This window comes from Candidatus Benthicola sp. (assembly GCF_058719085.1).
In genome coordinates this window covers 1-10635 of sequence record NZ_JBZQEK010000086.1, presented here as the reverse complement: position 1 = coordinate 10635, position 10635 = coordinate 1, and the positions used below count along the sequence as shown (strand labels likewise).

Annotated in this window: 13 protein-coding genes; 3 read left to right on the top strand and 10 right to left on the bottom strand. The window is 67.0% G+C overall.

Annotated elements, in window-relative coordinates:
* The 6 genes from AC36XV_RS06490 to AC36XV_RS06465 form a co-directional block, all read right to left on the bottom strand.
* Positions 1 to 221, bottom strand: a 221-nt coding sequence (locus tag AC36XV_RS06490; RefSeq protein WP_492202866.1) for a hypothetical protein, incomplete at its 3' end; no start/stop codon positions are given.
* Positions 222 to 400: 179 nt separating this feature from the next.
* On the bottom strand, positions 401 to 1150 hold the full coding sequence (locus AC36XV_RS06485; RefSeq protein WP_492202865.1) for a hypothetical protein: 750 nt from the start codon (positions 1148 to 1150) through the stop codon (positions 401 to 403).
* Complete coding sequence (locus AC36XV_RS06480; RefSeq protein ID WP_492202864.1) at positions 1143 to 1370, bottom strand: helix-turn-helix transcriptional regulator; 228 nt, start codon at positions 1368 to 1370, stop codon at positions 1143 to 1145. The genes AC36XV_RS06485 and AC36XV_RS06480 overlap by 8 nt, the downstream gene beginning before the upstream one ends.
* A 105-nt stretch (positions 1371 to 1475) precedes the next feature.
* Entirely contained in the window at positions 1476 to 2369 is an 894-nt protein-coding gene (locus tag AC36XV_RS06475) for a hypothetical protein (RefSeq protein ID WP_492202863.1), read from the bottom strand.
* A 98-nt stretch (positions 2370 to 2467) separates the two neighbouring features.
* Positions 2468 to 2710 carry a DUF6868 family protein gene (locus tag AC36XV_RS06470; RefSeq protein ID WP_492202862.1) on the bottom strand — a complete coding sequence of 81 codons (243 nt, stop codon included), beginning with the start codon at positions 2708 to 2710 and terminating at the stop codon, positions 2468 to 2470.
* A gap of 22 nt (positions 2711 to 2732) precedes the next feature.
* Positions 2733 to 3683 carry a magnesium transporter CorA family protein gene (locus AC36XV_RS06465; protein WP_492202861.1) on the bottom strand — a complete coding sequence of 317 codons (951 nt, stop codon included), beginning with the start codon at positions 3681 to 3683 and terminating at the stop codon, positions 2733 to 2735.
* A gap of 181 nt (positions 3684 to 3864) precedes the next feature.
* Between AC36XV_RS06465 and AC36XV_RS06460 the strand changes: the two genes are divergently transcribed.
* Positions 3865 to 5163: a vitamin K epoxide reductase family protein gene (locus AC36XV_RS06460; RefSeq protein ID WP_492202860.1), complete on the top strand. Its 1299-nt coding sequence runs from the start codon at positions 3865 to 3867 to the stop codon at positions 5161 to 5163.
* A 4-nt stretch (positions 5164 to 5167) separates the two neighbouring features.
* Positions 5168 to 5341 (top strand): hypothetical protein, encoded by a 174-nt coding sequence (locus AC36XV_RS06455; RefSeq protein ID WP_492202859.1) that lies wholly within the window; start codon positions 5168 to 5170, stop codon positions 5339 to 5341.
* 93 nt (positions 5342 to 5434) lie between these two features.
* On the opposite strand, the gene AC36XV_RS06450 is transcribed toward AC36XV_RS06455, so the two are convergent.
* On the bottom strand, positions 5435 to 5974 hold the full coding sequence (locus AC36XV_RS06450) for a hypothetical protein (protein ID WP_492202858.1): 540 nt from the start codon (positions 5972 to 5974) through the stop codon (positions 5435 to 5437).
* Positions 5975 to 6147: 173 nt separating this feature from the next.
* Here AC36XV_RS06450 and AC36XV_RS06445 point away from each other — a divergent pair, with 173 nt between their 5' ends.
* Positions 6148 to 7020: a universal stress protein gene (locus AC36XV_RS06445; protein WP_492202857.1), complete on the top strand. Its 873-nt coding sequence runs from the start codon at positions 6148 to 6150 to the stop codon at positions 7018 to 7020.
* A 34-nt stretch (positions 7021 to 7054) separates the two neighbouring features.
* Here the strand turns inward: AC36XV_RS06445 and AC36XV_RS06440 are convergent, their stop codons facing one another.
* From AC36XV_RS06440 to AC36XV_RS06430, 3 genes are all read right to left on the bottom strand, one after another.
* Positions 7055 to 7459, bottom strand: a complete 405-nt coding sequence (locus AC36XV_RS06440; RefSeq protein ID WP_492202856.1) for a hypothetical protein — start codon at positions 7457 to 7459, stop codon at positions 7055 to 7057.
* Entirely contained in the window at positions 7456 to 9957 is a 2502-nt protein-coding gene (locus AC36XV_RS06435; RefSeq protein WP_492202855.1) for a BACON domain-containing protein, read from the bottom strand. Before AC36XV_RS06435 ends, AC36XV_RS06440 begins: the two co-directional genes overlap by 4 nt.
* Before the next feature lie 344 nt (positions 9958 to 10301).
* Positions 10302 to 10635: tetratricopeptide repeat protein (locus AC36XV_RS06430; protein WP_492202854.1), on the bottom strand; the 334-nt coding region annotated here is incomplete at its 5' end.

Below are 10635 nucleotides of genomic sequence, written 5' to 3'. Positions count from 1 at the left end.
GTGAAATGGCGGCTCGCATCCAGCCCGATCTCGATCAACCGCCACGCCAGGAAGACGACCAGGGTCCAGCGGCCCAGAAGGGATCCACGCCAGGTCAGGGCGCAGAGCACGACGATACCCACCGAGCTCACGATCAACGTCCACTCCGTACCTCCCTCACCGAACAGCTTGACGAGAAGGAAGATCTCGATCACCAGCAGCACTCCGAGAGCGACGTGCATCGGCCACTTCGGACGCCCCTGCCTCTCCTGTGGCATCGCTCACCCCCCTTGTTTCGGGCCTGTCAGCTCAGTTCGCAGCGCGGAGGGCGTACCGAGACATTACGCGGGCGTAGTCAAGCGGGAGTCAAAGGAAGCTCCGGGATGGATTCGGATGACGCCGAAAGAAGTGCGACCAGGCTCTATCCTGCGGGGTCTTCTTGCCGCTCCCCCCCGACCCGTAGTTCACGCAGCAGCGCGATCCCCGAAGCGGCCAGGGGCACGATGAGTAGCGCGTCCGTCAGAAGCGTGGTCGACCAGCGCTGAGTACCCGCCCCCGGCTTGAACATCACCAGGAAGACCGCCGATACCAGGAGGAGGAGCGCCCCGGTCAACCGCGGCCAGCGGTGCGCCGTCCACGCGAGAAGGAAGAACGGACCCACGATGCCGATGGACGCCAGCACGCCGACGAGCGCGTCGCCCGCGCTGGCGCCGGTTGCCTCGCTGATGACCGTCGCGATCGCGAACACGGCCCAGAACGATCCGAATACCAGCAGTACGGTCGACGCCGTTCGGCGGGCTCCCCAGTAGGCCATGAGAGAACTGAACATCCACGCCAGCCAGAGCACGACGAGGATCAGCAGGACCCAGTCCGACGACACGTGCAGGCGATCACCCAGTGCCTCGAGCGCAGCGAAGATCAACAGGGCGGCGAACCCTCCCGCCAGGTACGCGTGATACCCGGCCCTGTGCGCAGCCTGCCGCTGGAACTCGTCGTGGTCGCCGAGCCAGCCGAGCTCCCGCAGGATTCCCGGCCCGAAGATCCCCAGTCCCGCGACCACCAGCAGCCCCTTGTGCACGAACATGAACAGAAGGACGCCGAGGATCGTCAACGCTCCAGCGATCAGACCGGGCATGCCGGGCAGCCCGCGCCTGTTGGGTCGGTCACTCATGACCATCCTCCCGATCGATCTCGAACAGGTCCTCCACGGACACTTGGAAGACTTCCGCCAGGAGCAGCGCGAGTCCGACCGACGGGTTGTACCGCCCCCTCTCGATCGAGAGGATCGTCTGCCGCGTTACGCCGACCCGCTCGGCCAGTTCTTCCTGGGTCATGCCGTCGAGCAGGAGCCGGTGTTGCCTGACCTGGTTGCGGATGTGTTTCGACTTCATGGATGATATGTACAGTCAACTATACATTTTGTCAAGTTAACTGTACATCATGAATGGGCCGAGCCGCTGGGCGGAAACGAACGGGAGCTCGGACCCGACGGGTCCCTACCAGTCGACGCCTTCCGTGCAGATCTCCTCGCCCCCGAACTTGTCGAGGTAGGGGGCGGCGATCTCGGCGGCGTCAGGGATCGCCTGGTACCGCGCCCACTGCCATGCCTCCCAGTCGGCATCCACCTGCTCGAGCGGCTCACCGAGCAGGCTCTCGAGCATCGCGTCCGTCGTCTCGACTTCCGCATACGCGATGGCGAGCACGACCTCCCTGCCGAACGTCTCGTCGACGTACCGGAACCAGGAGGCACGGAGCATGTAGGTCTGCCACTGGCAGGGAGTGTTCAGATCGTGTCGCGCGCGCATCACGGACTGCGGGATCCCTTCGCCCCGCGCGAGCCTCTCGCCCGTGATGACGTCGGGCGGATACCCGTAGAACGGGAAGCCCGGCTTGTCGGGGTCCACCTCGATCGCCACGAACTCGGCGAACCCCTCCTCGATGTACCCGAAGTTGTCCCAGGCTCCGACGCCGAACTCATGCCAGTACGAATAGCGGATTGCGTGCGCGAGCTCGTGGGCGAGGACGCCGAAGTACCCTCCCAGGTCCTGCCTGTATCGGGAGATGTGCACCCAGCCGTTCTCGTCTACGTATCCACCGGTGCGATCGGAACGGTAGTCCCCCTCCAGCACGACCGTGACCCTGTCGGAAGGCATGCGCTCGGCACCGACGAGGTCCCGAATGGCGATCCAGTGCTCCTCCGCCTCCTGCAGGCCGACCTCCATCTCGACGTCCGCCGCGTTCGCCGTGTTGGATCGGAAGTCGAAGTGCTCGCTGCTTCGCAGGAGATCGCGAACCGGCTCGGGTGCGGTGGAGTCCGAACAGCCGATGAGTGCCGAGCACAGGACCGCAAGACCAGCGACGAGTACGAACCGTCCCTCGCGTCCCTTCATGGAGCCCCCCTATCACATGGGTGCCACCCTGATGAACACGCACGCCGGCAGTTGGGCTGCACGGCCGAGGGGGAAGCTCCGCTCCGGCTTTCAGCCCTTCAGAAGATCAGACGCAGGACCAGGTACGGCGTCAGGTTGAAGAAGACCCAGAGGATCTTGAAGTGCGCCAGGACCCGATAGTGCACGGCGGCCATCTCGGCGTCCCCGATGTCGAACCACCGGCCGTGCAGCCGGCGCATCCAGCCTCCTCCGAAGGCGAGCACCAGCCACCACAGGAACAGGATCACGAGGTTGAACAGCGTGCACCAGGCCAGGAACGCCGTCAGAATCTCGAGAGTCATGGGTCCACCTTCCTTTCGCGCTTCAGTCGAACCACCCCCGGGAGCGGAAGAAGAGGATCATCCCGGCCCCGATCGCGACCATGAGGGCGAGCACGGTCGGGTAGCCCCAGGGATACGTGAGCTCCGGCATGACCTGGAAGTTCATGCCGTAGATGCCCGCGAGGAGGGTAAGAGGGAGGAACACCGCCGATAGAACCGTCAGCACGGCGAGCCTTCGGCTGGTGCGATCCTGCAGGTGCATGGCGTACTGCTCGCGCAGCCCATCCACCCGCTTCTCCAGCCGGTCGATCGCCCGATCGAGGTACTGCGTGTCCGATGCCGCGATCCGGTAGTCACGATCGTTGGCGAGGTTGATGATGGGCGACTCGAGCAACCGCAGACGGTCCAGCACGACCATCCGCTCGCTGATCACGGCATCGAGGGCACGGATCCCGCTGCTGCTCTCGTGGATCTCGGAAGGATCGACCTGCGCGGGCTCGTCATCCATCTGATCCTGCATCGACAGCACCTTCTCCCGGATCTCGTCCGTCGCATCGACCGCACGCCGCGAGAGGCCCGCGAGCAGGGCCCCGATCACCGCGGAGAGGTCCATGAGCTCGGCCTCCGTATCCGCATCCAGCTGATCGGCCGTTCGGGACAGTCCTTTCACGGGCTCGGTGTGAAGGGTGATGCAGAGGCCGGGACGACACAGGAAGGCCAGCGCCACGCGCTGCGAACCGATGTCCGTCGCGAGAGCCGGAAGCTCGAAGAACACCTCCGAGTCGAAGGCGACCACCCGGGTCTTTCCCTTCGAGCGTACCGCCGCCCGGATCGCCATGGAGCTGAAACCGTGTGACCGGAGGAATCCGGTCAGCTCGGCGGCCTCGTACGCTTCGGCGTCGACCCAGACGCACCCGCCGTCCCCCGCCTTCGGGACGGCGTCCACTTCCGTGATGCCCGACCCGGCTCGCGTCACGAAGTACCGGTTCTTCATCGGCTCCCTGTTTCCGCTTTGGGTGGTCGAACGGAGGCTCACCTGAGAATGGGTCGGGGGCAGGGCGCGAATCAAGGCCGCCGGGGGTTACCCGGGAGACCCGGGAGCGTATCTTGACCCCGGAACGGGGCAACGGCCGACCTGGACGCCCGCATCCGACTCGATCCATGGACTTCCGCCGATGAAGCGGCTCGCGTCTCTCGTGCTCTGCCTCGCCCTGTTCGCGGTCCCGGTGAATGCCGCTCAGGAAGCGCCGCCCCAGGTCCGGACGGTACTCTTCTTTTCGCCTTCCTGTCCGCACTGTCACGACGTGATCACGAACGGACTGCCCCCGATCGTCGAACGATTCGGAGAGTCTCTGGTCATCGTCGTGATCAACGTTCAGTCGCTCGAGGGGCAGCGGCTCTTTCAGGCAGCCGGCCGGCGCTACGGGATTCCGGCCAACGAGCTGGGCGTTCCCTTGCTGGCCGTCGCCGATCGCGCCCTCGTGGGCTCCTTCGACATCCCGAATCAGCTCCCCGGGATCGTGGAAGAGGGCCTCGCGGCCGGTGGCATCGACTGGCCCTCGATCGAGGGTCTGGAGGAGGCCCTGGTCGCGTCCGGGGTGGAGGTCGAGGACCGATCGCCGCCTCCGCAGCTGGCGCAGGGAGATCCGTTGGTCGCCGGAGAGGGTGCGGCCGTCCGGGACGAGACCCCTCAGGTCGCCGACGAAACGCTTCCGATGGAGGAGTCAGCCGGTGCGCCGGCGGGCGCTCCGGGGCGGAGGGACGAAGACATATCGGATGTCGCAGCTCCGGCCGTGTCGGCCGAGGACCTCAGGTCCCCGGAGATCGTGTCGGCGGAAACGACGCTCGTGCCTCCCCCGGGAGGTCTGCGGAATGCGGTCATGGACCTCGCGGAAGCGGAGTCGACGACGCTGCGTCTCACTCCGTGGCAGAAGTTCGCGCAGGACCCGAAGGGGAATTCGATCGCCCTGATCGTGCTGTTCGGAATGGTCGCTTCGGTGGTGATCGTGCTCGGCGTGACGGTGCGGCGCCGTTCGCTGCCGAGCTGGCCGGGAGCGGTGGTGGCGATCCTGATCATCATCGGCCTGGTGGTAGCGGCGTATCTGAGCTGGGTGGAACTCACGTACTCGGAAGCGGTGTGCGGTCCCGTGGGTGACTGCAATGCCGTTCAGCAGAGCCCGTATGCCCGGCTGTTCGGAGTCCTGCCGGTGGGCATCCTCGGACTCTACGGTTATGCGGCACTCGGGCTCGGTTGGCTGCTGCGGGATCGAGGGCCGGCGCGCTGGAACCGGATCCTCGCCGCGGGCCTGTGGCTTCTGGCGCTGGGCGGGACCCTGTTCTCGATCTACCTCACCGCGCTGGAACCCTTCGTGATCGGGGCGACGTGCATGTGGTGCGTGACCTCGGCGATCGTGATGACCCTGCTTCTGTGGGCGGCGACCGCGGGCCTGACTCAGGCACAGAAGGCGGGATGAGACCTTGATCTTCGTGGTCCTCGTCGCCGGTCTGTTATTCCTTTGGGTCGCTACCGAGGCCGGCTGGTTCGGACTCGGCTCCGAGTCCATGCAGGACCTTCCCATCGGGTTCATGGCGGCGATCCTCGTGGTCCTGCTCGCAGTCTGGTTGTGGAGCCGCCGGGCGAAGTGGCACTGAAACGGGCCCGGGAGCTCCCGGGCCCGCGAGAAGATCCAGCTCTGAATGGCCCGGGGCCGGAAGCCCCGGTTCCCATCGTCTTCTGGAGCGACCTCAGCGATCCGCGGACCAGCGCGACTCCACCGGGATCATGACGTGGGCGTACGGCGTGTTCGGCCACATCACCCAGGGGCCACCGTTCCGGTGATCGGTCGAGATGCCAGCCAGCATGCTCTGATCCGGCACCAGGAGCATGAGGTGTGCGCCGACGTCCGTCACCCAGTCCTCCGGTCCGGTCGGCTCGGTCTGGTACGGATCCGTGTTGCTCACGGGTGAATCGCCCATGAGCATGTAGGCGATGCCGATCTCATCGTACTCCGGCTCGGTCTGCGTCACGTAGGCCTGCAGAAAGCTCATCCACGGCCCGGAGATGCACCACGGATCGGTGTCGGGCGTGTCCGGCCGATCCGGGAGACAGGTCCACTCGTTCGTGCCCTCCCTCAGCACGTTCATCTCCCAGTCCAGTATGGTCGCATCGGCGGAGATCGAACTCGGCCCGGCGCTCATCGCGCTCTTGATGAGCGCTTCCTGCGCGGACACGGTAGAACTGAACAACAACAGGGCCACGAATCCTGCGGCGAGCGAACGAACCACGAGCGCCTCCATTCAGGGGGGAAGGACGGAAGGCTCGCCTGCCCTCCGTTCCAGTAGCCCAGAGTAATCAGAGTCGACGCTCACTGGAACCCGAAGGACAGGCTGGACGGAAAAGGCCGGTCGCGAGAAGATTCGAGGTTCGCAGGAGACGATGACCCGTGCCTGGAGAGATCTTGAACGCGATTCCCGGACGCATCCCGATCGTCAGAAGCGTCTTGCACCCCACGGACCTGTCGAGCGCCTCTCTGCCCGCGTTCGAGCACGCGCTCGGGATCGCCCTGCTGCGCCAGACCTCCCTCACCCTGCTTCACGTCGGCGATCTGGACTCCGGGGAGAGCTTCCCTTCCGTGAGGGAGGTGCTGGAGCGCTGGGGGCTCCTGGAGCCCGGAGCGCCGCGGAGCGCCGTGTACGACGAATTCAAGGTCAGGGTTAAGAAGAAGGTGATCCGGGGCCGTCCGCTCGCGGCCATTCTCGAGTACTCCGAGCAGGCGGAGGCCGATCTGGTGGTGCTGGCCACCCGAGGGGAGGCCGGTCCGTCGCGTTGGCTCCGGCCGTCGGTCTCCGAGCCGATGGCTCACCGCACCGCCACGGCGACGCTGTTCGTTCCGGCCTCGGGACGTGGGGTGATCGATTCTTCGTCGGGCCGCCTCACGGCCCGGGACGTTCTGGTACCGGTCGCGGAATCGCCGGACGCTCAGAATGCGGTCACCCTGGCCGCCCGGACCGCGATCGCGGCGCACCAGGCCCATGGAGAGGAAGTCCGGCTGCACGCGATGCACGTGGGCGAGGACTTCCCTCGCCTCGACTTCCCTGAGCACGAGGGAATCCGCTGGGAGCGCCGGATCGGCAAGGGAGAGGTGGTGGAGGCGATCCTCTCCGTGGCCCACGAGCTCCCGGCGGACCTCATGGTCATGGCCAGCGACGGACGGAACGGAATCCTCGATGCGCTCCGTGGAAGTCACAGCGAGCAGGTCGTGAAGCGGGCCCCCTGTCCGCTGCTCGTGGTCCCGGTCACGGCCCACGAGACGCCCATCCTGCTGGCCTGACGGGCGACGACGAGCTTCCGGCGCCCCCTCGGTCCTAGGGCACCACGGACACGGTGACCGCGTGGGCCGAGGTCGAGCGGGACTCGTTGTCCGTTCCTGCCACCTGCTCGAGACTCGCCTGATACTGGTCCGCATCCCGGACATCGGGAACCGAGAAGCGCAGCACCGGTCCCGCGAGCGAAGAGGCGACCAGCACGGCGCGCAGCTCGCTTCCCGAGAGATCGTAGTACAGCGTGCCGCCGGAGAGCGCCGTCGGCGCGCTGATGCCCTCGCCGGTCACGGTCAGCACGAGGCCGCCCGCCGGAAGGCCGCCCGACAGGGTGACCTGGAGCTGTCCCGGCTGGGGCTGAGGTTCCGCCGGGCCGGTGGGATCGTCTCCACCGCACCCCAACACCATCACTCCCGCGACCCCGAGGAGAAGAAGAGACCGGGCGCTCATGGGGACACCTCCTCCACTTCGGGCCTTGTTCCCGGGCTGACCAGGCCCTCACGGATCAGCCAGGCCCGGAAGTCGCCGACATCGAAGCCTCCGTTACCGTTGCCGATCGCATCGAGGTACTCGAGATCCGAAGCCCCGAGCGGGCTGCGCACCCCCATGAGCTGGTCCGCCACATCCTCCGCGGCGAGAACCGGTCGCTCCAGCACCGAGAACTCCAGCTCCGCGGTCTGCGGGGAATCGTCGGCATTGCCCGAGACCGTGATCACGGCGGTCCGCGATCCGGCGGACAGCCCGGACCCGTTCACGACCACCTCCAACTCCGCCGACGAGCCGGCCGGGAGGAGTCCCGAGTCGGGGCTCACGGCGACCCAGGAGGAGTCGGCGGAGGCCGACCAGTTCAGGGTGCCGTCCCCATCGTTGGACAGGCTGAGAACCTGGACCTCCGGTGAGTCCCCCTCGTACGCCTCGAACGCCAGCGTCCCGGTGAGAGCGATGGACGGCCAGTTCGTGACGCTCAGCGTGGCCTCCAGCACCTGCGGCGCGTTGGACGCGTTGCCTTCGAAGGTGATCGCTCCCGAATAGTCTCCGAGATCGAGCCCCTCCACGGAGATCGTCACCGTATCCGTCTCGCTCGCGCCCGGCGCCAGGGTGCCGGATCCCCGCACCATCGCCATCCAGGGCACGTCGGAGGAAGCCGACCACTCCAGCTCCACTCCTCCGTCGTTCCGAACCCGGATCTCGTGTACCGGTGGATCGACGCCCACCACGGTCTCCAGGTCCAGGGGCTCCGCGACGATCATCAGTACCGGTGCCGCGAGCACCTCCACCGTGACGTTCAAGAGCTGCGGCGAGTTGTCGGCGTTGGCGCTGACGGTGACGGTGCCCTCGTGCGTACCCGGCTCGAGATCCGACGCGACAGTCGCAGACAGACCGACCGAGTTGTTGGGCGGCAGCGTTCCCGACGTCGCGTTCAGCTCCAGCCACGGAACGTCCACGGCCGCCGACCACTGCATCTCACCGATCCCGAGGTTTCGGACCGCGAAGAACTTCGGGTCGGGGCTGATCCCCTGCTCCATGCCGAAGGCGATCGAATCCGGGTCGATCACGATGTGACCCGGCTCCGCGACCGAGAGGGTGACCACGTAGCCCTGCGGCGTGATCGCGTCGACCGTGATGGACACCCCGTTGTCGGGGTCCGCGAAGGTCTCGCCCGGGTCCCAGCGGGCCCCTTCGTCGTCGGGATTCCCGTTGTCGTCGGGATCGACCACGTACGCGCGATCCCGGATGTGATGCAGGATCACGGCGGAGTCGGGCAGGTTCACGTCGTACCCGACGAAGCGTCTCGCCTCGACCGTGTAGTACGTGCCATCGATGCGGGGCACACGGGCCATGAGGTAGTCGCCGCCCGCTCCGAGGTCACCGAGTCGGTGCAGGGTGATGGTCTCGGTCGACCCGGGCGCCGCGTCGTAGATCCGGTTCGCCGGTATCCAGCCCAGCAGATCCTTGTGATAGGAGATGGTGTGAGGCGCGATGTAGCCCCAGAAGGGATCGTACGTCGCCGGGTTCCACCCCCCGCTCATCACGTCCCAGTTCGAATCGTATACGGCCGTGTAGGGACCCGACGAATGCGGCAGGCCGAAGCCGTGCCCCATCTCGTGCGTGTAGGTGACGTGGTCGGCCCAGTCGGCGAGCCAGGTCATCCGGTAGAACCGGGAGGTTCCGTCGATCGCGAGGGTCGAGCTGCCGCCCCAGGAGAACCCGCCGAGGTCCTCGTTGAACTGGAAGTTGATCCCCACGAAATCCGGGTAGTAGATGTCGGCGTCGGCCGCGGCGGCGCAGTCCTCCTTCAGCCGCTGGAGGTTGGCGGTCGACGTCGAGTCGTTGACGTACGTCGACCGCGGCTCCGGAAGGTCGTACCACCCGTGCGCCACGCTCCCCGTGACGTTCGCCTGTTCGAACGAGAGCTCCCGCCAGTAGTGGTCGACGCCCGGATAGGCGCTTCCCATGAGGCCCTCGTACCACGAGAGCGGGTTCGGCTCCGTGGTCGGGGAGTCGGCGAACCGGCAGAGCACCGTGACCCACGGATGCGAACCGGTGATCGGAGCGCCCTGCGGCGGTGGCGGGGTCCCCGAAGGATCCGCGGCGAAGCGGATGGCGCTGACCTCGAGCTCACGGCCGGCCGCCGCCCCGGGCTCCCTCCGCGGGTTCCGCCAGCTTCCACGGACCTCCACGAAAGAGCCGGTCGCCGCTTCGGCGCCGCCCATCGACCGCAGCTGCGTCTCACTGATCCGCAGGGGAATCAGTTCTCCGTCCGTCCTGGACAGAAACCGGCGAGGGCGCGGCTCACCGCGCTCGGGAAGCGGATCTTCCCAGATGGTGGTGAGTCGTCCCGAGACCGCGGTCTCCTGTCCGGCCACCGCCGTCGGGCCCATCACGGCGCGCTCGCCCGGCGCCAGGTGCGCCACGAGGCCCAGCGTGACGGCCCAGGCGGTCCGCACGCATGCTCGTTGACGACCCGGGAGCCGTCGACGCCTCACGGTTTCCTGACGCATGTCCGTTTCCGTACCTCGACTGGTGTGCAAACCGCGACCCACCTCTGAATATCGTAGCCAGCGTTCGTTGGCTACAGAGCGCGCGACCGGGTGTTCCGTCGGCCATGCCTTTCGGCCACTGCGGCCCGATACGCGTCTGATACCTGCCTGACGCGGCTCGTGTGCCCCGGGGATGTGTGCAAGTCGCGTGCGCGGTGGGTCATGGGCCGGCCGCAGTACCTATCGGCAATGGAGTGCCGCCCCGTCCGGAGGGAGCGAGGCGGCATCAGGAAGGTTCGTCGGGCGAAGGGCTAGAAACGGGAGCCGGGCAGCTCCACGTCGGCGACGCGCCAGGCCAGAGCCAGCCGCTCCCCGACGGCATCCGCGCGAGCCACATCGCCCTGCGTCTGCAACGCGACCTGGAGGCCCCGAAGCGCGTAGCCGTTATCGGCGAAGCGATCCAGCGACTCTTCGTACACGATCTCGGCGTCGGCGGGCCGGCCCGCGTCCACCAGCACGGCGCCCAGCACGTGACGGACCGGCAGGAACCAGGGCGGCGGCTCGTCGTAGGTGAGGGTCTCCTCGAGCTCGATACCTTCCTTGAGCGCAGCTACCGCCGCGTCGGTATCTCCCCGAGCGGCCTCG